21 protein-coding genes are annotated in these 20,991 nt (G+C 64.8%); 15 read left to right on the top strand and 6 right to left on the bottom strand.

Annotated features, from left to right (window positions below):
* The first annotated feature begins 99 nt into the window (after positions 1-99).
* From ACIG5A_RS22265 to ACIG5A_RS22235, 7 genes are all read left to right on the top strand, one after another.
* Positions 100-2,631, top strand: coding sequence for an ATP-dependent DNA helicase RecG (locus ACIG5A_RS22265; protein ID WP_397242879.1), 2,532 nt, complete (start codon positions 100-102; stop codon positions 2,629-2,631).
* Positions 2,632-2,813: 182 nt separating this feature from the next.
* Positions 2,814-3,335: a hypothetical protein gene (locus ACIG5A_RS22260; protein WP_397242877.1), complete on the top strand. Its 522-nt coding sequence runs from the start codon at positions 2,814-2,816 to the stop codon at positions 3,333-3,335.
* Positions 3,336-3,557: 222 nt separating this feature from the next.
* Positions 3,558-3,776, top strand: coding sequence for a hypothetical protein (locus ACIG5A_RS22255; RefSeq protein ID WP_397242875.1), 219 nt, complete (start codon positions 3,558-3,560; stop codon positions 3,774-3,776).
* Between the two features lie 165 nt (positions 3,777-3,941).
* Complete coding sequence (mihF, locus tag ACIG5A_RS22250; protein ID WP_397242873.1) at positions 3,942-4,253, top strand: integration host factor, actinobacterial type; 312 nt, start codon at positions 3,942-3,944, stop codon at positions 4,251-4,253.
* 140 nt (positions 4,254-4,393) lie between these two features.
* Positions 4,394-4,741 carry a hypothetical protein gene (locus tag ACIG5A_RS22245; protein WP_397242871.1) on the top strand — a complete coding sequence of 116 codons (348 nt, stop codon included), beginning with the start codon at positions 4,394-4,396 and terminating at the stop codon, positions 4,739-4,741.
* 27 nt (positions 4,742-4,768) lie between these two features.
* Positions 4,769-5,659, top strand: a complete 891-nt coding sequence (locus ACIG5A_RS22240; protein ID WP_397242869.1) for a hypothetical protein — start codon at positions 4,769-4,771, stop codon at positions 5,657-5,659.
* A gap of 46 nt (positions 5,660-5,705) precedes the next feature.
* Positions 5,706-6,008: a hypothetical protein gene (locus ACIG5A_RS22235; protein ID WP_397242867.1), complete on the top strand. Its 303-nt coding sequence runs from the start codon at positions 5,706-5,708 to the stop codon at positions 6,006-6,008.
* On the opposite strand, the gene ACIG5A_RS22230 is transcribed toward ACIG5A_RS22235, so the two are convergent.
* Positions 5,998-6,564 (bottom strand): hypothetical protein, encoded by a 567-nt coding sequence (locus tag ACIG5A_RS22230; RefSeq protein WP_397242865.1) that lies wholly within the window; start codon positions 6,562-6,564, stop codon positions 5,998-6,000. The two genes, ACIG5A_RS22235 and ACIG5A_RS22230, sit on opposite strands and share 11 nt — an antisense overlap.
* Positions 6,565-6,912: 348 nt before the next feature.
* Between ACIG5A_RS22230 and ACIG5A_RS22225 the strand changes: the two genes are divergently transcribed.
* The 3 genes from ACIG5A_RS22225 to ACIG5A_RS22215 all read left to right on the top strand — a co-directional run bounded on the left by ACIG5A_RS22225 (position 6,913) and on the right by ACIG5A_RS22215 (position 10,144).
* A complete protein-coding gene (locus tag ACIG5A_RS22225) occupies positions 6,913-8,172 on the top strand; it encodes a hypothetical protein (protein ID WP_397242863.1) in 1,260 nt (419 codons plus the stop codon).
* 85 nt (positions 8,173-8,257) lie between these two features.
* Positions 8,258-9,214: a hypothetical protein gene (locus tag ACIG5A_RS22220; RefSeq protein WP_397242861.1), complete on the top strand. Its 957-nt coding sequence runs from the start codon at positions 8,258-8,260 to the stop codon at positions 9,212-9,214.
* Positions 9,215-9,496: 282 nt separating this feature from the next.
* The gene (locus tag ACIG5A_RS22215; RefSeq protein ID WP_397242859.1) at positions 9,497-10,144 is read left to right on the top strand and encodes a hypothetical protein; all 648 of its coding nucleotides are present in this window, start codon (positions 9,497-9,499) and stop codon (positions 10,142-10,144) included.
* Between the two features lie 63 nt (positions 10,145-10,207).
* Here ACIG5A_RS22215 and ACIG5A_RS22210 read toward each other — a convergent pair whose 3' ends face one another.
* Both ACIG5A_RS22210 and ACIG5A_RS22205 read right to left on the bottom strand, forming a co-directional pair.
* Positions 10,208-10,648, bottom strand: a complete 441-nt coding sequence (locus ACIG5A_RS22210) for a hypothetical protein (RefSeq protein WP_397242857.1) — start codon at positions 10,646-10,648, stop codon at positions 10,208-10,210.
* Positions 10,645-11,973, bottom strand: coding sequence for an AAA family ATPase (locus tag ACIG5A_RS22205; RefSeq protein WP_397242855.1), 1,329 nt, complete (start codon positions 11,971-11,973; stop codon positions 10,645-10,647). Before ACIG5A_RS22205 ends, ACIG5A_RS22210 begins: the two co-directional genes overlap by 4 nt.
* A 354-nt stretch (positions 11,974-12,327) precedes the next feature.
* Here ACIG5A_RS22205 and ACIG5A_RS22200 point away from each other — a divergent pair, with 354 nt between their 5' ends.
* Positions 12,328-14,016 carry a VWA domain-containing protein gene (locus ACIG5A_RS22200; RefSeq protein WP_397242853.1) on the top strand — a complete coding sequence of 563 codons (1,689 nt, stop codon included), beginning with the start codon at positions 12,328-12,330 and terminating at the stop codon, positions 14,014-14,016.
* A 422-nt stretch (positions 14,017-14,438) separates the two neighbouring features.
* Here the strand turns inward: ACIG5A_RS22200 and ACIG5A_RS22195 are convergent, their stop codons facing one another.
* A complete protein-coding gene (locus ACIG5A_RS22195; RefSeq protein WP_397242851.1) occupies positions 14,439-15,125 on the bottom strand; it encodes an XRE family transcriptional regulator in 687 nt (228 codons plus the stop codon).
* A gap of 182 nt (positions 15,126-15,307) precedes the next feature.
* Here ACIG5A_RS22195 and ACIG5A_RS22190 point away from each other — a divergent pair, with 182 nt between their 5' ends.
* The 3 genes from ACIG5A_RS22190 to ACIG5A_RS22180 all read left to right on the top strand — a co-directional run bounded on the left by ACIG5A_RS22190 (position 15,308) and on the right by ACIG5A_RS22180 (position 17,528).
* A complete protein-coding gene (locus tag ACIG5A_RS22190) occupies positions 15,308-16,252 on the top strand; it encodes a DUF932 domain-containing protein (protein WP_397242849.1) in 945 nt (314 codons plus the stop codon).
* Between the two features lie 477 nt (positions 16,253-16,729).
* Entirely contained in the window at positions 16,730-17,053 is a 324-nt protein-coding gene (locus tag ACIG5A_RS22185) for a hypothetical protein (protein WP_397242847.1), read from the top strand.
* 34 nt (positions 17,054-17,087) lie between these two features.
* Positions 17,088-17,528 (top strand): hypothetical protein, encoded by a 441-nt coding sequence (locus ACIG5A_RS22180; protein ID WP_397242845.1) that lies wholly within the window; start codon positions 17,088-17,090, stop codon positions 17,526-17,528.
* Between the two features lie 50 nt (positions 17,529-17,578).
* Here ACIG5A_RS22180 and ACIG5A_RS22175 read toward each other — a convergent pair whose 3' ends face one another.
* Complete coding sequence (locus tag ACIG5A_RS22175; RefSeq protein ID WP_397242843.1) at positions 17,579-17,923, bottom strand: hypothetical protein; 345 nt, start codon at positions 17,921-17,923, stop codon at positions 17,579-17,581.
* Between the two features lie 280 nt (positions 17,924-18,203).
* Positions 18,204-19,208: a hypothetical protein gene (locus ACIG5A_RS22170; RefSeq protein ID WP_397242841.1), complete on the bottom strand. Its 1,005-nt coding sequence runs from the start codon at positions 19,206-19,208 to the stop codon at positions 18,204-18,206.
* Between the two features lie 234 nt (positions 19,209-19,442).
* On the opposite strand from ACIG5A_RS22170, the gene ACIG5A_RS22165 reads away from it, so the two are divergent.
* The gene (locus ACIG5A_RS22165; protein ID WP_397242839.1) at positions 19,443-20,756 is read left to right on the top strand and encodes a hypothetical protein; all 1,314 of its coding nucleotides are present in this window, start codon (positions 19,443-19,445) and stop codon (positions 20,754-20,756) included.
* The last annotated feature ends 235 nt before the right edge of the window (positions 20,757-20,991 follow it).

Here is a 20,991-nt window from a genome sequence, read left to right as displayed (position 1 = left end):
AGTGCCCGTTGGCAAACCCCACCACTACTGTGCTCGCCCAACTGCTCCGGAACTTGTCGGTGCCGGCCGCGAGCATTACTAGCGAAGGAGGTGACATCGGTGACTGACTCGCTCGCCGCGCTGCGGACCGCTGTCCGCACACTATTGAACGCCGGCACGCACACAGCGATCCTCGAGGCCGCCGACCGCGCCGACACGTGGCATCCGGTTGTCGCTGACCGGATCCGTGACCACGTTCGCGGCTACACCATCGAACTCGACCGACTCGGGGTCGACACGCGATCGCTGTTCGCGGAATCCGGTGATCCGGCAAACAGCGCGAGTTGCGGGTTCGGCGGCGGACCACCTCGACCGCCGACCGACCCAGCCCTCAGCACCGGGATACCGAAACCACAGTTCAACGGCATTGAACCGGTAGCGGAACGGTCCCGCCACCAGGTCGAAGTCGTCACCATTCCCACCCTGTCGGCGAGTGCCGCGCTGAGGCGACGCGCCAACAAACCCGATCTCGAATTCGAAGGGACGCTCGACGGACTACGCGGAGTGCCCATCACCGACCTCGCAGGCATCAGCGGCGATGCAGGGCTGGGAGACAAGGAGCTTCGGCGCCTGACCGCCGCTGGTATCAGCTCCGTGTACGACCTGATGATGCGTGTGCCGCTGCGCTACATCGATCGCTCCCGCATCACCCCGTTGCGGCGACTGCTGCCCGGTATGACCAGCGTCGCTACCGTCGGCAAGGTCACCTCCGCGAAAGCCGACTGGGAAAAGCGATACTCCCGAATCGAAGTCGCAGACGGGCCGGTTCGCCTCACGTCGATGCAGTTCCAGCAGCCCTGGACCGCATCCCGATACAAGCCGGGCGACCTGCTGCTGCTGTGGGGGGACGTCACCGAATGGCAAGGCCGCCTCCAGATGCCGAGCGCGCTGCTCGCACCCATGCATGACGTCACTGTCCCGCTGGTCCCGGTCTACCCACAATCGGACAAACATCAAGTCAGCAGCTGGATGCTCGCCCGCGCGGCACTCGACGCACTGCGACGCCTGCCACGCCTGGAAGACCCACTGCCCGAACGGATCCGAACGGCACGCAACCTGCCCCCACGACTGGACGCGCTGCGCGCTGTCCACGTCCCCGACAACACCACCGACGCCACTACCGGCCGAAACCGCCTCGCCTACGACGAACTGCTGCGGCTGCAACTGGCCATGGGCGCGCAACGGCACGCCGCACAACAGCAACCCGCCGTTGTGCACACCCCAACCGGGCACCTGACCCGACCTTGGCTCACATCCCTGCCATGGCCACTGACCGGAGCCCAACGCCGATCTCTCAGTGAGGTCGCCGACGACCTGCGGCGACCGCGTCCGATGAAGCGGTTGATCCAAGGCGATGTCGGGTCCGGTAAAACCCAGGTACTTATCGCGGCGATGCTGTTGGCGGCCGAATCAGGCCATCAATCCGCGCTGATGGCACCGCTCGGCGTGCTCGTTCAGCAGCACTACGATGAGATCGCCGAGGTATGCACCAAACTCGGCATCCGCGCCTGCCTGCTTCCCGGAGCGAACAAGGCCCGCGCCCGCCGGGAAGCGCTGGCGGGCTTGGCGTCCGGGCAGATCCAGATCGCGGTCGGCACCACCGGCCTTCTGTCGGAGGATGTCGTGTTCCACCGGCTGGGGTTGGCCGTGATCGACGAGCAGCATCGGTTCGGCGTCGAGCAGCGGGCCGCGCTGTTGGCGAAGGCACCACACGGTGCAATCGCCGACGAACTCGGCGCCACAGCCACGCCGATCCCACGGACAGCAGCGATGACGGTGTGGGGTGACACGGACATCTCAGTGATCGACGAGATGCCGCCGGGGCGCACGCCGATCGCCACCTCATGGGAACACAGCGTGCCGCTCGATGATGGCGCCCACCCGCATTGGCGTGATGTGCGCGCGCAAATCGAGCAGGGCCGCCAAGGTTTCGTGGTCTGCCCGCTGGTGGCTGAACCCGAGACACGAGGTGGGCAGGAATCCGAAGCGCAGGCCGCGGCCGCGATCGACACCGCGCAGGCTCTGCGATCCGGGGCATTGGCCGGTGTGCGGGTCGAGGTGGTGACCGGGCGCCAGAAACCAGCCGAGCGCGGAGAAATCATGTCCCGATTCGTCGCCGGTGAGGTAGACGTGCTGGTAGCGACCACAGTGATCGAAGTTGGAGTGTCGGTACCGAACGCAACATCGATCACGATCTTGGACGCCGGCCAGTTCGGGCTGGCGCAGCTGCACCAGCTACGGGGACGGGTCGGCCGCGGCAAGTACCCAGGCACATGCAAGCTGACCGGGGACCTGACCGAGGCGGGACAGCAGCGGATCGACGCGATGTGTTCGACCACCAACGGGTTCGAGCTCGCCGAGATCGATCTACGCCTCAGAGGGCCAGGCGCGCTGGCGGGCACAGCACAGGCGGGGCACCGGGCGGGGCTTTTGGTAGCCGATCTCCTCGCAGATGCTGAGCTGATGGTGGCGGCGCGCGCCGACGCCGCGACCCTGCTCGACAGTGATCCGTATTTGGAGCGGCGGCCGACTCTTCGTGCAGAAGTCGAGCGAGCACTAGGGGCGAACGCTCACTATCTGCAGCGCAGCTGACACTGCCGCCAGCCCGCCACCGTTCACGGTCGGCGATTTGCATCCTGCGATTGGAGAAGGGTGCGGCTCCTTGCCGGTGAGGGCCTGATCTGCGGGAATGTGATTGTGGGTGTCGGTGCGGTTGGCGGCGCTTTATGGTCGGTATTGGGGGCCCGGCCGGTGGAGGCGCGATGGCGTCGTGGATGGACGAGCTGAATCGGCGGGAGGCTGCGGCTCGGGAGCGGGCGGAGGGTCTGCGACGGCGGATCGAGGAGTTGTCGCAGGAGCTGGTGGCGGCCGAGCAGGTGTTGTCGAGGTTGGCGATTACCCGGGAGACGAGGATCGAAATCCTCGGTGGGGCGGTGGAAGTCGTGGAGTCCTTGCCGGAATCGGGTGGGGATGGGGCGGAGGAGCCCGAAGACGAATCGAAGTTCGTTGCTCGGTCGGGGTCGCCGATCGGTGTGATCCGGGTGCCGTTGCGGGGTGAGGGGATGGCGGTGTCGGTGCTGCCGGCCGACTATCGCGACATTCTGGAAGTGCTGACCGATGCCGGGCGCGGGTTGCGGTGCGCGCATGTGGTGGCCGCGTTGGGTCTGGATGCCGCTGATCGGTCGGTGGTGGAGTCGATGCGGCCGAAACTGAAGCGGCTGACGGCGCGGGGGTGGCTGACCGAACCGACGCCGGGTTTGTATACCGTCGCCGACGGCGTCGAGGTCAATGGGTGAGATCGATTGTCGTATAGCAGGATTGGCGGGCTCTTCGGCGCTAGTTTCGAAGGTGCCAACCAATCCAAACCCGTGGAGCAGAGCCCGCGGTCTTACGCGCGGTCTGCGTGTCACCTTGGACCGAGGTGAAGGCCGAACGCCGCTGGAAGCGCATTGGGGTGGCATCAGCCTGGCACGCAACATCACTCACCCCGCGTCTGGAACAGCCTTCGGTCCGAGCTGGTGCAACGCCTGCTGGCCGAGGTCTGCGAACGATGCGGCTCCACCCGCAAGGTCGAGGTCCATCACGTGAGAGCGTTGAAAGACCTCAACCGCAAAGGGCGGAAACCACAACCGGATTGGGTCAAGCGGATGGCGTCCCGCCGCCGCAAGACCCTCGTCGTCTGCCGCGCCTGCCATGAGGACATCCACGCCGGACGTCCGACTGGCAGGCCACGATGAGCACTGGAGAGCCAGCTGCTACGGAAATCGGGCACGGCTGGTTCGGAGGGAGGAGGAAATGCGGCGGTCCTACCCGACCACTCGCGAACAGCCGCACCCATTGGAGAAAGAGCCCGGCATCCTCGGTCAGTCACAAGCCCGTAGAGCACAGAAGGACCCTCATTCATGGCTGCACCGATACTGACCGATGAACAACGCTCGGCCGCTCTGGCCAAAGCAACCGAAGTACGTCGCCTTCGCGCTGATCTGAAGCGGCAACTGAAAACTGGAGCGATCACCTTCGAGCAGGGGCTGCAGAATCCCGATATCGCTGGAATCCGTGTCGTGCAGTTTCTTCAGTCTCTGCCCAGGGTCAGCAAGAAGCGGGCGAAGGGCATCATGGCTGATCTCGGCATCCCCGAGAACCGCAAGGTCCAAGGCTTGGGATCTCGCCAGCTCGACGAGCTGGCGAGATTGTTCTCCACGTCGGCCGCATAGCCGCGGTTGGGCCGGGCCGCGGACTCCCGCAAGGGCCCGACGGCCCTGGCCCGCTCGCATGATCTGGAACAGGGCGGTCACCCGCAATTACGGTCGGGGCCATCGGATTCACCACCATCCAGGAGGAGGCACGCTTTGCCATGGCCGCCATCAATTTCACCCAACTGGCCGCGTCGGGCTATCTGGGCATCACCGCAGTCACCGTCACGTCAGTGACGAACACGGCCGCGTTCATCGAACTTCTCGACCTCGACGTCCGAGAACGTCGACCGATGCGCAGCCGCCAGCCCACACCCACCGCCGAACCAATCGGTTCGGCCGCACGTGGACGGACCCACTACGGGACCCGGCTCAAGCGCCGCGCCACTCGGCATCGCGTCTGCGGTGAGCTAGCCAGGTCGAGTTGCCTGGTCGCCACGACCACTGTGGCTATAGAAGCAGGCGCGGCCGCTGGGCTGCGCGACAGGACGTGGTTCTCTGCGGCGTGATCGACCCCAAGCAGTTATGGAGTGCGTATGGGCACCGAAGTACCCTGGTTGACCGACCCGCAGAAATGGCGCGCGCGGACTGACGGTTCGCCGGCTGGTGACCGCGCCAAGTATTGGCGGTTGGCGCGCGAGCTGTGCAACGCGCTCGACGACACCGCACCCGATCACGCGTCGACCGACATCGTTGTCCGCTCCGCCGATTCGGTCTGGCTGGCGTTCGATCTGCTGGCCACACCGCGGGAGCCGCAGATCCGCGGCCAGCGAAGCCACACGATCCCCGTTGGCGGAGCTGCGCTGCCCGTCGTCGACTCGTTCAACCGGCCGATGCGGATCTGCTGGCAGCACAACGGGATCCGGTTCCGGCGTCTCACAGCCCTGATCGCTGGCGCCGACGCCGGGATCGCGCTGCCGGTGCATTGTCTGCCGCGGCCTTGGTTGCCGCTGACCGTCCGATCGATGGCACTGTCGACGTCGGATTGGGTTCGCGTCGACGCCGACGGTGACCAGCCTGTTATCGCATCATCGGCAGTGCGGAGGTGTCCGGCTTGGTGTCAGTTGCCTGCGGGGCACGACAATTGGGTACCGACGCAGATGGGTATAGTGCGCCATCACAGTGGGGCCCACCGATATGCGGTGGGGCCGCGGGCAGTCTCGGTGACGATCGGCTGCTTCGAGTATGTCGATGCGGCGGGTATCAGCTGGAGCCTGCCGGAGGTGGCATTGGCCGACGCGACGGCACCTTCGAAAGCGGAGGCCGACTTCGTAGTCGGGTTGATGCCACACATCGGCGCGGCGGTCGCTGCCGCCGCGCAACCGCCGCCGCTGCGGCTGCAGATCACCGGTGACCGCCGACTGGTGAGTGTCCCCGCTCACCTCTGCACTCGAGCAGCCACGACAAGAAAGGCTGCTTCGGTGTGAACAACCTTGCACGGCAACATCGTCCGGAGCAGCCAGGAGTCGCGGCGTGAACAGCGATGTCGTGACTGTCCAGCTCATCGATGAGCTTCGAGCGGTTTGCTGGTCCGGCGGCGTCTTCGCCGGTGATGGTGCGCTCGTTGCCGCCGCGACCGCGCTCGCTGCCGCCGGAGCCCAGATCGAGGTCGCGCCACCGGGTGGTTACGTGCGCGCGGATTCGACGACTCGTGCGGGGGCGGCCGCCGCGATGCTAGGTGCTGCGCGGGGGCGCGGGATCGTCGTGCAACAGGATCCGACGCTGTGGCGGGAGCTCGGCGTCGGATCCGATGGCACGTCCGGAATTATCCATTAGGAGAAGAGATTCCGGCCAGGTCACGCAGTCGCCGATCGTCGCGTCCGATCAACTCCACCGGCCGCACAGCATGCTGTTCGGTCATCCACCACGCCGCAGCACGCCAAGGGTCGCCAACAGCGTCGAGGTGCCGATTCACCTCAGTAACAACGTCGAACACCCGCGCATGTTCGAAGTCGAATTGGAACGCCGGAAACAGGTAGCGGCTCTGAATGTTCAGGCCTATCAGTCCGCCGCCCGCGCGCAAGCGGCTGGCGGTCGAACGATGGCTCGTACCGGGGGTGCCGAGTGCCTTCGACACCTGGCTCGAGGTCAGCAGGGGTTGTTCGAGAATGGCGTTCTGGACTTCGATCACCTTGGCGGCGCGTTTGATCGCGCGGTCCACCAGATCACCGGTTCCCGCTTCGAGAGCGGCGGTCAAGGTCGGTCCAGCCGCAAGCAGAGCCGACAGCTCTGTCCGGACCGCGGCGAACGATTCGCGCTGGTTGATCTCATACAGCACGGCGCGCACCAGGTCGGCGTCCGACAGTTTGGCCAGCGGATGGCGCGGCGGCACGTGCGGACCTCCTCTCCGGTGGCCGGGTGATGTGACGTTGGCTCCGCAATCATGCCCTGTTGCCGCCGTCCCTGTCTGCGGCAGGCGGGCCGCACAGGTCCCTCGAGGCGCACAGTGAGCTGGGGACGCTGAATTGGCCGGTAGTGTGATCAACATCGGATTCACCGTCGCGGAGGGGCTGTCATGTGCCGTGGCTGTTCGGACGTGGGCGGTGGGCGCCGCTGCCCATCGCAACGTGGCGCGCGACGCCGCGCGTATCAACGAGCCCTGTACGGGGCTCGTATCGCACAGCGGAACCCGGTCGAAGTCGCAGTAAATGATCCCGCGACACTTGAAGTCGCCGGCGCGGTGACCGAACAACGTGTGCGCGATGCGATCACCGCCGTGCAGTACGCATGGGAGGTCTACGAGCGATCGCGTGGGTCGGCTGTGCAGGCCACAGGGGCTGCGGTCGAGTACGAAATAGCTGTCCGCAGCGTCGGCGCGTTGATCGCGGCACAAGTTGACGACGAGATCAGCGCCCGGCTGGGCGAGTTCGACGACCGTCAGCTCACAGCCGCGGAACAGAACTGGCTCGCCGACCGCAAACTGCACCAAGACCGTATCCTCAAGTTCAAGCAGTGGCAGCAAGACGCCGCCCACGACGCACGTCGAAACCCCGCTGCCCTCACCGAGCTTAAGGAAGCCGAGAAGGCCCAGGCTGTCCTGCTGAACCAGCGAACAGCCCAGCTCGAGCAGGACCGCCTGACCCTGGCGCGCCGCCGCGCTGACCGCGGCCGCGACGAAGGCCAGGTCACCGCGGAGGTGTTGGGCCGCTACCGTCCATATGGAGGGCACACCCCGGATGTGCACACCGAAACCGCTGCGCATCCTCGCGCGATGATCACCCAAGCGGTGCAATCGTTTCCCGACGCGTGGATGTCAGCTTCAGATGAGGGCGGTCCGCTCCTGGTCAAGGAAACCGAAGGCAGAGCCCACTATCGAGCGATGACCTTCCGAACCACCCGTGCCGCGGTCGATCATTCCATCGCCGCTGCCGCACCCTATGATCTCGGCGTAGCTCGCCGCGCGGATCTGCCTCCGAAACCAGACACCGATCCAGACACCGCAGCCTGGACGATGAAGCTGAACCCACTCGGCACCTACCGCTGGGTCGCAGTGCGCGACCCGACCTCGAAGCGATGGTTCTGGCGGCTCCGGCAGGTCCGCGGGAGCCAAGAAGTCGTCGCTGAGCTGCTCGTCCCGGCCCCAAGCCACCACGATCAGCGGCAACGAGCGGTCACCGTACATGAGATGTCACACCGCGTCGAAACGTTGCGGCCGGAGATCCCTGTGGCGTGCAAGACCTTTCGCCAGCGCCGCACCAGTCGGCCCGACGGGGAACCGGCCACCTTGACCCAATTCGCGCCCGGCGAGCGCGCCTTTCTCGATCACTTCACGCACATGTACGGCGGCAAGGACTACGAGGGATCCGTGCACACCGAGGTGCTGTCGATGGGTATGGAAGCGGTCTTCACCGGCACCTACGGCGGTTTGAAGGGCTACCAGGGCCATCGCGCCGACCCCGATCATCGGCACCTGATCCTCGGGTTGTGCGCCACCGCGTAGCGGCACGACGAGCGGCGAAATACCCGGTGTGGCCGGTGGATATGGTGAGCCGCAATCGGATTCATCGACTGCGAGGAGCATGTCCGTGACCCAGCCCAAACTCGCACACGCCACCGCGTGGGGGCGAATGTATGGCCGATACATCGGCGACGAGCCCCGAGTGCCGTCCATCACCACCGTGCTGGCGCAGGCACCCGACGGTTTGTCTCACTGGCACGGCCGCGTCGCCGGCGAAGCGATGAAAGCCTATCTGGCCGGCGGGACCGAGCTGGCACGGTTTCCTCACATCACCGAAGCGCTCGAAACCGCGCGCCGCGACCGCAAAGATCCTAAACGTGCTGCGCTGCGGGCGATCGCAGCGACGGGAGCGTGGCTGGCTGACCAAGCGGCGCAACGTGGCGATCGAGTCCACGACTACGCCGAGCAGGTCGCATTGTTCTATCTCGGCAGCGGCACCCGGGAGGCGATCTCGGCGGCACGAGAGACGCTCAAAGCCCACGGTGAGCTGGACTACGCGCGGCAGTTCGACGACTGGTGGCGCCGCTATGAGGTGAAGCCGGTATTCGCCGAGGCCAGCGTGTGGAACCACAGCATCGGCTACGCAGGCACGATCGACATCGGCTTCATCAGCAACGCAGTGCTGATCATCGCCGACTACAAAAGCAAAGAATCGTGGGCCGGACACCCCAAGGCCCTCGATCCCAAAGTGGCGTTGCAGTTGGTCGCGGGTATGAACGCCGAAGAGTACTGCATCTGCCCAGATGCGCCAGGGGCGTGGGAGCCATGGAACTGGTCGAAACCACGCATGCTGGTCGGCATCGGCGTATCTGACGCCGGTGTCGACACGCAGCGTGTCGACCCGGGCCGATACTCGCCGTTGTGGACGAAATTTCAACGGCTTCAAGCGATGTGGCAGTCGCACCATGAGCTGGACATGAGCAGTGTCCTGGCGCCGCTGAGGCCGCCGCCGACGGCGGCCATGTGGCCGGACCAGACCCTGGTTGAGCTCGACTTCTCCTCGATACCCGCGCAGGGAATGTGATCTGAACAGAGGTGACCGGTTCGGGTGCCGCGCCTCGCCGGGGACGCTGAAACCCCTGCTCTGGAAGGCCGTGATGCGACGATGTCAATGCGACCGATCGTGCGGTGCGGAGTCAGGCGACCGTAATATCCACACGACCGAACCTCACTCGGCACGGTGACAGCGACCCGGGTGAGCGACCGTGAGATGGAGGAACGAAGTCAGATGGTGACAGGCCCGCCAGACAGGAAGCGGCGCCCCAAGCCGTGGGAAGATCCACCACGTCCAGGCCCCACGGTCATCGTGAACGTCGACGATATTGTCGCGTCGATGGAACGGTTTCAGCATCTGATCGCCGCCCCCAGCTACAAAGCCCGCGACTGGAAACAGTTCCACCGCGAATATCGCCGCGCCGACCTGATCAAATCAGGTGCACGTTTGGTACGCGCGATCGAGGAAGTCGAGATGGTGACCGCGTGGTCCACCACGCGGCTGGACCAATTCGCCGCGGCCACGGACAACTGGTTGCGGGCCCATCAGCTTCCGGTCGGTCCGCTGGAGCCGCGCTCGCTGTTCAAGGACGGGAACCGGCCGGCCATACAGGTCAAACGCCGCCAATGGTGGCGATGGGACGACAAATACAGCCACACCAACCCGATCATGGCGTGGATCGAACCCAAACAAGAAATGGTCGACGCATTGAGAGCCGACGGCTGTCCGGCTTGGCTGTTCACTGATCTGTATGACCGGTACAAGGCCGGCGAGTTGCTCGAGGCTCTGACGGCAGGGCCTGAGCCGCGGGAGGTTCTGGCTGAGCGTGCGCGGTCGGCTCGTCCGGAGTGGGACAAGGCCGAAGCGGTGTGGCAAGAAGGCCGCACCGAGTGGCGTAAACGTCATATGGCTCGGCTCCGGCAGCGGCAAGCCGAGGCCCGCGAGCGCAGCCATCAGTGACACGCTGTTCGGGAACCCATTCGGTTCCCGAACAGCGATCTCGGCTGTGCCGACAGGCTGCTGTTATCCGAACAGCACACCCAGCAGATCAGGCAACTCGACGCCAGCAGGGCGTTTCAGGCGGCGGAGGCCGTCAGTTTTGCGTACTGGTGACCCTTCTGCGTAGAAAAGCCGCAGATCAGCGATGAGGTCTCGGGTTGCTTGGGTGCGGGTGCGGGTCACCACCGAGCGAAGGCCGACCGGGGCGTCGAACACGACGAGATCGTCGTGAATCGACATCAGCCCTGCTCGGGTAGATGGGGCGCCCCCCATGTGCTTGGTCCAGCAGTACCCGAGGATCGCTTCCAAGTAGTCTGCCGAGTCCTCGCTCGGCGCGCTGGCCAGTCGTACCCCGATCAAGGTGTAGGACTCCAGAGGCTGATCGGCTGTCGGCTCGACGAGCTGGCCGCCGCGCCAGCTCGGCAGCAGGTATCTGTCTCGAACAGCGGAGATCAGGGTGCTCACGGTGCCCCCGCGATCACCCGGGTGCCCAGAGTCAACGGAGCTGGGTCGTTGATGCCGAAGTGTTCGGTGACCGCTTCCTGCAATGTGGTGAGGGTGTCAGGGTCGGGGCAGGCCGACATCAGTGTTGCCAATGCGACTGTTTCGCCTAGGCCTGCGTCGAGGGCCTGCTGGAATACCAGCAGGTGCCCGATCTGGGGCACCCAGAATCCGTCGCCGCTGTTGTCGCGGTCTTCGTCAGATTTCTCCTGCATCGACTTGGCGACTTCGATTGCGCGGATGTCGACTCCGGCTTCGGTTGCGGCGGCGAAGTCGGCACGGACTTCGATCGCGATCGGGAACCGTCGCATCAGCGCGGGGTCCAAGGGACGCACACCTACCCCGCTGTCGTTGTAGCTCAGCATCAGGAAGAACCCCGGTGCGGCGCGGACGGGTTCGGCTCCTGGCAGATCGTCACGGTTCAGTAGCCCCCGCCCGTCGCTGACCGACATCAGCACGTTCAACACCTCCGAGGGCACACGCGAGGCCTCGTCCATCAGGAACGGCAAACCCTTCAGCATCGCCACGGCCAGCGGGCCGTCGACGTAGTTGAGGTCGCTGCCGTTGGCGACGTATTGACCGACGACCTGGCCCACGGTCATATCTCCGTGGCCGTACATCACGATGAGCTCGTCGCCGAACGCGGCGACCGGCAGGGTCGACTTGCCGCCGCCCGGCGTACCGAAGAACCGCACATTGAGCTGCGATGGTCCGCCGTGGCGGGTCTGCTCGCGCAGATGCCTCAGCAACGCGACATCGGAATGGCCAGCAACCTCACGGGAGAAGTACCGGCGGCCGTCAGACAGCACAATGCCTCCGACTTCGGCTGCGGGCAGGGCCAGCTTCGGTTGCGGTACCGGGGACGCGACAGAGTTCATCAGTCGCGATGGTCCGGCTGCATGCAGCTTGTCGAAGGCGTCGGTGACGGTCGCGGGCCCGGCGCTCATCACAGCGCTTTGAAGCTTGATAGCAGCGACCAGGTTTCGAGGGTCGATGTTGTTCCTTGATGTGCTGGCTACCTCGAAGACCACTGGACCTGCGAGAACAGACCTGTAGCCCTTCTGCTTCTTTTGGGTCCATTTCGAGACCAGTTCGGCCCGTGCTTCGGCAGCTGTTTTGTTGGGTTGGTTCAGCTGGAGCCGCATCCGGTTGGAGACCCACAGGGAGCTCTCGCCGGAGCAGTTGATGACGTGGTAGGAGCCGTCGGTTCGGCGGTAGGTGAACGAGGCGTACACCTTTTCTGTGGGGCTGGACGGGTCCTGGATCGCGAAACCCGCGATCGTGATCATGTGCATGGCATCCTCGATTGGTGCTGGAGAGGTGAATCCGATTGCCAAAACCCTAAGTCCGGCGCTTCGTGGATCGGCCCGACTGTTGCACTGGTGCTGTTTTCCCAGTTCGCTTGCGCCGCTGGCTATATTCGGTGCCGTTCCGGCTTGTGAGGGTGCGATTGTGTCCAGTGCGCGCTGCGACGGCTGTGGCGAGATTGTTTGCTGCGGTGATTAGTTCGGCTCGGGAGAGGCTGTCGCGGCGCTAGGTGAGGCCATGCATTCGACCGCTGGTCTCGTGATCGAAACAGTCCCGGCCATCGCTTCGCAGGATGAGGTCATATTGCCCCTGCCCTGTGAAGGACTACCAAGAACATGTCGGCATCATCTGCGGTCGCGCAGGCCTGGCGCTCCGCATCCCATATTCACTGGCGGCATCTGGCCGCCAGATGTAAGGCATGGACGGTCATGTTGAGCGGTCGCCGTGATGTGATCGTGGCGATCACCCCAGCCGGGACGCCGTCCCCTCCGGCTGGGGTGTTCAACCATGTGACGACCACCATCACTCTCGACGCATGCCAGACCCTGCCCGGCCGCCCCGACCCCGCTCACATCGACCTGCGCGACGGTGGTGACCGTGCACGTCACCCGGTGCTGGCCGGAGTGCTGGCCCACGAGATCGGCCACGCCCTCCACACACACCGGCGTGGACACCTGGATACTGGACTAGGCGATTGGCCTGCGCTGCTCGAGGAGCCCCGGATGGAAGGGCGAGTGGTCGCGACCTTCCCGACCGAGGCCCGCCAGTGGCTTCGCGCCTCGGTCGAGCACATCCTCGGAACTGTGGAACCTTCTGACTCGATCTCGGCGGCCCGGGTCTTGATCCTGCTGGGAGGTCGTGTCCTGGCCGACGTGCTTGACGAGCACGACATCCCCGATCTGGACGAGCTGCTGAAGCCGTATTTGACGGTGGAGCAGATCGCGGTCATCGGACTGGAAACCGCGCGAGCGGTCGCTGCCGCAGACGGCGATCTGGACACGCTGATCTCGGCCGCGCGGCGGATCGCTGCACTGTTCCCCGACCACACCAGCGACGACTGCGACCCTGACGACGATACCGGCGGGCACAGTCCCGGCGGTGCAGATATTGACCCTGATGGTGCAGTGAGGCGTGCGCTGCGCGCTATCTCCAGCAGCGCAGCCCGTGATCTGCGTTTAGCGGCTGGAGTGCGGGAGCCCTCACCCGCGGCGCAAGCGCGGGCGCGGGCCACAGCGGCGAGGCACGCAACCGTGGTCGGCGACCACCAAACAGCCACCGAAACCCGGCATCCGAGCCAGGCCCGCCCCGCCACGGGAGACGAGCAGCACGAGTACCGCGCATTGCTCGCCCGACTCAAAGCAGCGCAGACACGAGAACAGATCATCACCCAGGTCGCATCGATCGCCCCGCCTGGACGGCTGCGGACGGCAGCGCTGGTACAACGCGCCGGTCAGGCCCAGGCCGGTCTCACCCCGACCGCCACCCCATGGTCGTCGCCACGTCGACGCACCGTCGACAGCCCGCCCCTGGTGCTGGGCATCGCGCTCGACATCTCCGAGTCGATGGAGCCCTACGCCGAACCAACCGCTGCTGCCGGGTGGATGTTCGCCCGTGCGGTCCGGCAGCTCGATGGTGAGGTCGCCACGGTCACCTGGAACACCAGCGTGTCGTTGATGCAGCCCCCCGGGCGATCGACCGACGTGCAAATTCCTGAAATCGGTGGCGGCTCATCCGGTTTGCCTTCCGCGCTGCGCGCGTTGGAGCGCACGCTGATGCTGGACCGCGCGCGGGGCGCGCGCGTCGTCGCGATCATCACCGACGGCGACCTATGGAACCCCGAAGAGGTGTACGAGGAGGTGGACCAGTTGATCATGAACGGGGTGCGGGTGCTTTGGCTGACCTCGCCGGACTCCTACGACGTCCCGATGGATCCACCTACCGGCGTGACGGCGGCGATGCTCGATGATCCGTCGAGCATCGGCCGGTTGATAGGCGACTGCGCCGTCAAGGCCCTCCAGATGTGAAGTGAGCTCGTGCTGACATAGATCGCCCCCGCCTTGCGTGTTCAAGGCGGGGGCGATCTCTATGACCACTGCGACCCGCCCCAGGGCAGGTCGCAGTGGTCATCGGGCCCGTCCGGCGGCGGGCCCGGCATCAGCTGCGGCACCAAGTTAATCACAATTTGATGGCATAGTAAATCTTGAATTTTAGTAACAATTTACACAATCGTGTAGTAATCACCAAATATAATTGAGATGGACGCGAATGTGCTCGCCGCGTAGGCGGCTGAGGCGGCTGAGGCCGCTGACCACAGGGCCGAGGTCCGGTCTGCTCCCGTGAGGTGTGTGGGCGATCGGTTCATCGCGGGGAAGCCATCGCTGTCGTTGGACCCGACGGGCCCCCGTGTGGTCGCTGGCCGCACTTTGCAGCGTAACCAAGATTGTGATCAGCCCAGGTCAGGCCGCTTGCGTAGCAATCGCTTCCGGAACCTGGCATCTATGGACGCGTCGACGTCGGGTAAGTGCCCGGCCAGCCATCGTCGATACAGCTTGTCCTCGGCTGCATGCTCGGTCGGATCGACGGCACCTGCCAGATGCGAGCTGAACACCAAGTCGATCACCGGATGCACAGGTTGATCGCCGCCGGCGTTGCGTTCGAGCAACTCGGTCAGCCATGCTCCTGTGCTTTCCGAGACGAACGCGTTGAGCTCCGCGACTGTGGCCGCGGCCGCGGCGCGCAACGGTGAGCTGTCCACAGTCTGATCCAACGCAAGCTGAAGCTTCGACAGTGTCGTGAGCACTACACGAAGGCTTTCCAAGGGAACCGGGACCTCATGAGGACCCATCACCAAGATCTCGCCGCTCCGATTGGTGGATGGTGCGCCGTTCGTGACCGGCGCGGGATCGCCACCTTCCCACGTGCGCGCGGCGCTGCCCGGCAGCCATCGCAGAGGTGTGTCCAGCTTGTCCCGGGTTGCTGCCCTCGGAACAGGGCCCTCGGCCCTCTCGATGTTGCCCACCGTCACATTCGAGGGACCGCCGTAGTTCGCTATGGCGTTCAGAGAGATCCCGAGGTCTTTTCGGCGCGCTTTGACGATCTGTCCGAACCGTTGCCGTCGCGCGATCGAGTCCACAACCATCAGAGTATTCGACGCACCATAGAAATCATCAAACTTTGCGAAGCTTCGCGTGTTTCTGCAGATCAGGCGGCCAAGAATCCGTCAACATCCCCCCGCGAGCATTGCAACACAGTCAGCAGGTCCTTTGTAGCTTCGATGACATCAATCGGATTCACCTCAGCAGGGACTTCAACACCATGACCATTCTCGAAACCAGCCGCCGCACCGCTTCCACTCGCCGACTCGGTACCGACGTCTCGACCGCGCAATGCCTCGACGAAGCGCTCGCGCTTGCTCAGCTGGACTGGACGATCGAGGAACATCCTGCCGACAACATCATCGTGATGAGCAACGGCCGCATGATCGACACGTTCATGCCCGGCCGCCGCTTGTTTCTGCGCAGCGACAACCACATGACCTTGAACGTGGGCGGCGGCCGCTACCACCCGGTCGACAACCGCACCGCGTTCGCTGTCGCCGACCACGCGGTCGCCATGGGCGCTCGCTTCACCGTCGCCGGGGAACGCAAGCACGGTGCCCTCGCCTACCTCGAGCTCGACCTGCCCGATGCGAATGTCAAGGTCGGCGGCAAAGACCTGGTCACATTCCAGATGGTGCTCAAGGCCGCCCACGACGGCCAGGGCAAGATCTCCGGCTCGGCCAATGCTCGGCGTTTGGAGTGCACCAACGGCATGACCGCCAACATCGGGGTCCCCTATGTCTTCGAGATCGGCCACACCAAGAAGGCCGACGAGCAGCTGGCGGAGGCGAAGAAGCTGATGCAGGACGCAGTCCAGTACGCACGCGGATTCGCCGCCGTCGCCGAACACATGCTCGACACACCCATGAACCGGCGCGAGTTCGTCGCATTCATCGACGGCCTGTACCCCGAACCCGACGCCGCCGACGCACGCAAGCACGGCCGGTGGGAGCGGCGGCGCGATGACATGGTGTCGCTGTTCATGTTCGCCCAGACCAATGACTTCGGTCGCCAGACACGCTGGGGTGCGTACTCGGCGATCACCGAATGGCTGGACTGGGGCGTCACCGCCAAAGCCGACCACGAGGTTCTGGCCGCCCGCCAGTTCGACAGCACCCACCAGGACACGAAGAACCGGGCACTCGGCCTGCTCATGGCCTAACTACCAATCGCTGTGGGCCGCGACCACCTCCGAGTGGGCGCGGCCCACCTCTAACCTTGGTCAACAGAACCCGTCACGTGACCCGCACCGTGCGGCCCCGTGGCTAAGGTCTCGCGTCGGATGCCGCTGGGCGGCATCGACGTCGTCCGCCCAACGATCAGGAGTCAACCGCAGTGGAGCACCTCGGCCCGTCTGCCTCCACCCCTGCCGACACGACCGTTATCCGCGATGACCACGGGGACCTGGTCGTCACCGCGCAATCCGGCGACCGAGTCGGCAGGATCCGAGTCCACGAAGGAACTCTCAGCTTCCGAGACGACTTCGCACGAAAGCCCCTTCCGGTCGAGGTCGCGCTGCTGCTGGCAACCGCACTGCAGGTAGTAGCCGTCGAACACGCCGAGCGCCAAGGAGAACCACAGCCGTAGCTTGGCGCGAAGTCCCGGCTCCACCGGCCGGCCCTGAGCCAGGAGCAGACGAATGCCGCTGCATGAAACCAGAATTCGCTTTACCGAGGCCGAAGCGACCGAGATCGACCACGCCGTCGATCGCGCACGGACACAGCGCGTCGTCGACGAGCTGCTGAGTCGACTAAGAGTGAACAACGGCAGCATCCGCGATCTGAAAAAGGGGCCCGCTACCCAAAAGCAACTTGAGCAGGCGCGCGCAGCGGCCGAGGACAACCTTAACCTGCTGCGGTCACTGCCCGAATCCGAGTTCCGCGATGACACTCTCACCGCAATTGATGCGGTGCTGCGCAGGATCGACGAGGGCCTGAAGATGCTCACCGACGGGCATGCCTGAGCCAGCTGACCACCGCAGAAGGAAGGAATGTCGAGTGCCGCTTGCGCCAGCGACTCAGCAGCTCGGGCCAAAAGCCGACCGGATCTCGGCGATGCGCAAGCTCATCTACTGCGCAACTCCGACCCAGGCCCGCCAATTGCTATGCGCAGCAAAAGAATACGCATCGCATCAGCAAATCGCGTTCTCCGCGCTCGAACAGACACTGACCGACGCTTACCGGGTGGGATACGCTCGCGAAACTCGTCCGCGGGCCTTCTCCGAGCATGACCGGACCGTTCGTGCGGCTCAGATCGCTGGCCGATTCCCGTGGGGGGCCGAACGCGCAGTGGTATACGCTTCAGCTGCAGTGTTGTTCGAAGCAGAGGCCAACAGAATCGGCTCACAAATCCGCCCGACCCTGCTCAGACCCGTTCTCATGATCCTGGGCCCTGAGCACTGCTGGATCGGGCACGCGAACACGCTGATACCTGTCTAACTGTGGTGTCATGACGTCAGTGGCCGTGGGCGGTTTCACTCGGCGCTCACCTACAGCTCCTCGAACAGCCCGAACATCTCACCGATCGACCGCAGCAACAGACAGTTCTCGAACGTGCAGTCCTCGTCGCATTCGGAGGAATCGCGGTGATCGACGACGCAGCCGGTGCAGCCGTAGCCGTGTCCGCACACGTCGGGGGTGTGGTCACGCTTGTCGGGTTCGCCGCCCAGGCGAATGCGGTCGGACAGTTTCGTCGCCGTGTACGCCGTGCGATACGCCGCGCAGTACGCCTCACGGCAGCGGCCGTCGAGATCAAACCACTCCGAAGTCAGCTGCCGGTATGACGGGTCGAGCGCCAGCCCGGTCGACGGGAATCCGCCTTTGCGACAACACATTTCGTGCAGGGAATTCACCCACTATCCGACGGACAGTTGCGCAGCAAGCCCTCAATCAGCGGCACTCGGTCAGCCTCTTCGCCCGACGCTGCCAGCCAACGGGGTCACCTGGGTTCCCAGCGCCAACGCCCTGCGGCCTTGGTGAAGCGCACAAGCCCGACACAGCCGTTGCCCCCGATCCACGCTACTGACAGATCGCTCCGAGCGTGCCGCACACGGCGTTGCTTAAACATGGCTGCAGGACAGCAGTATCGGGGTGAATAGGTTCTTCACCGGTGCCTCACGGAGACGGACCTGTCGCTGCGATCCATCTGCGCTCAGCCAGTTCAGTGGTCGGACGCCGCGGTGACAGTCGAGTGCCAACCGGCCAACTACGAGTACAACCCGTCGCAGATGCGACGCTCGGGCGGACGGACGGATCAGTCGCTGTTTGGGGCGAAACCCTCGGAGGGACTCGATGAGACGACAACCGCGCCGCCGACCGCAAGGCGGCGGCGCGCTGTCCACGCCGACGCGGATCTACCTCCACACAAACCGAATTCGGGCGTCGCGCCCACCAGCGTCGCAGCAGCCTGATGTCGAACGTCAGGCTGTTTCCACCAGAACCAACGCCACACGCGGCGCGCCCGACATCGTGCGAGACCTCGATCGACTCTGAACTCTCGCGGGGTTCGATGGCCTCACTCGATACACCACAGGCCGCCGCGGCATCCAGATCGATGATGGTGACCGGTGCTTTGTGCGGCTTCGAGGGCTTGCTGGCGAAGCAGTCGCGTATGCCGAGGCGGGTGGCGTCTTCAGCGACCGTTCGCGGGTGCACTTTGAGCGCGATTCGCAGGAAGTTCAGCGACACAGCCCTGCGGGCTCCTTCGCGATAGACCTCGTCGCGCTCGGATGCAGTGAGGGTGTCGCGAACTCGAGCTGGCTCGGTAAAGACGAGCTCAACCTTGATCGGATCAATGCCGTCGTCGGCGGGCACGGACTCCAATGCCGGCAGCCAACCGGCAGCGAATTCGTTGCCGTGCACCGCGATGTCCGGCGTGCCGTCCATCGTCCACGCGACTCCCGCCTGAACGATGCCGATCGGCGCCAAGCCACGAAGAATGTCTGCGCGCGTGCGCGCGCGGCACGAGACCAGCAGAGGACAGTCTGCGCACAGTGCGACCGCGTGCGAACGGTCCTCGGCCTCATCTGATTCGAACAGGTCGAGTACGGCGTCACAGCGCCGTGTAGGGACGGTTGATGCGGCGGTCGTGCTGGAACCGCCGAGCATGGTGATGCCCATGGGTGGGTGGTCCTCGATGTGCGTTTGTGGTGAATCCGATTAGTTGGACGATAACACGGAACTAGCTGCGGTTTCGTCGTCCCGCCGATCACAACCACCCGCATCGGGCTGTCCAACACTCCTATGCCGACGGGATCAGCAGGCGAAATCGCTGGCCAGGCACTGTTTTCGGCACCGCTAAGGCGTTTGTCGCCGACTGAAACACCTGGACTGTTCGGATGCCACGATTTCGCCATGACGTATGTGTTCGGGACCGTGGGCTGCACTCATCTCGGCTACACCAGCCGAGGTATGCGCATCCACCGCGGCCGCAATCTGCGCCTCATCGACGGATACGTGGCCAACGAACTCGTGACCACACAAATGATCTCCGCCGGCTGCCGCGGAATCTGGCACGGCGGCGATGTCTTCCACTACTCACGGCCTCAGCCACACGACATCGAAGCCGCTCACCGTGCTGACGATCTGCGTTACGAGGCTGGGCTCTGGGCTGGCGTGAACACCGGAAACCACGACGCCGGTGCAGCTGCGAACATGTCGGCGTCTGCGGTGCTGCACCGTCCAGCGATGAACTGCCGGGTGGTCTATCTCGATGGTCGCCGCGGTGAACCCACACCGGGGACGACACATACCGGCCTGTATGAGGTTCTCCGACCGGACCCTGATCGTGACTTGTACTTGCACGTGGTGTCGCACTTCGGCCTCGACCCTGCGCTGCGCGCGGCCGGAATCGTGGTTGACCCGATACCCCTGGACCACGGCGTGAACATCTTGTGCTCGCACGGCATTTTCGTGGGGGACTCGCGCCTGTACAAAGCGGTTGAGCGGCACGGCGCCGACCGGCTCATCCCCACCGAATGGGTCACCCGTGGATGGGACGTCACCTTGCTCAGCGACTACCACACCCCAGGCCGCGTCGACGGATTCGGTGACGCTGATGGGCGCGGCCAGGTCTGGTACACCGGGTCCACAGTGCGACGGGGCTTTTCGGATGATGAGTCACCGCGTGGCTGGCTGAAAGTCGTCGTCCCCGAGCGCGGAGCTCTGCAGGTGTCGCTGCAGCAGATCTGGCAACGACCGCAGACCGAGTTTCCGTCGATCGACGCACGCGGGCTCACGGTGTCGGAGATCAATGATCGAGTTCGCGACCGGCTGGCTAGTCAGGGATGGGTCGATGAGCGATCGCAGGCCCTGACTGGTGACGGTGGATGGATTGTGCGCCAACGCATTACCGGCACCAGCTCAGGACAACGGCACGACCTGCAGGCGCTGATCGGGAAGTGGGCCCAGGCCGCCGAGGGCGCCGCGTTCTGGCGTGTGAGGTTCGACGACCCACTCACAGCGGTCTCGGCCGCGCGCCCGAGCCATGTCCACGCCGCGATCACCGAACGCGTCGTGGACTTTCAGCGGGCGCTCGACGAACGCCTCACCGCCGGAAATCTCGCCAAAACGTTGCGCGAATCACCTGAATCTCTACGCGATTCAGCGCTGCAGCGAGCCCGAGCTGCACTCGGTGCGCCACAACAAAGCCCAGGTACCTCCACCTAGTCCGGAGAGAGGTGCCACTACCTTCCCCGAACAGCCCCACCCTTGAAGGAGACAACCGTTGGATCCGATTTCGCTTGCCACCGGAGCAGCGATCCTTGCTGTCGGTGCCGCCATTGGCTACCCCTGCGGGCGCCGCAGTGCTCGCAAACGCAAACCCACTCAGCCCCGCTGCTCCTGCGGGCACCCACGATCAACCCACAACGACGAGGGGGCCTGCACCGATACCCGCGTGCAG

The sequence above is a fragment of the Nocardia sp. NPDC052566 genome, from assembly GCF_044547285.1.
GTDB lineage: Bacteria > Actinomycetota > Actinomycetes > Mycobacteriales > Mycobacteriaceae > Nocardia.
This window is presented reverse-complemented; position numbering and strand designations above follow the sequence as displayed.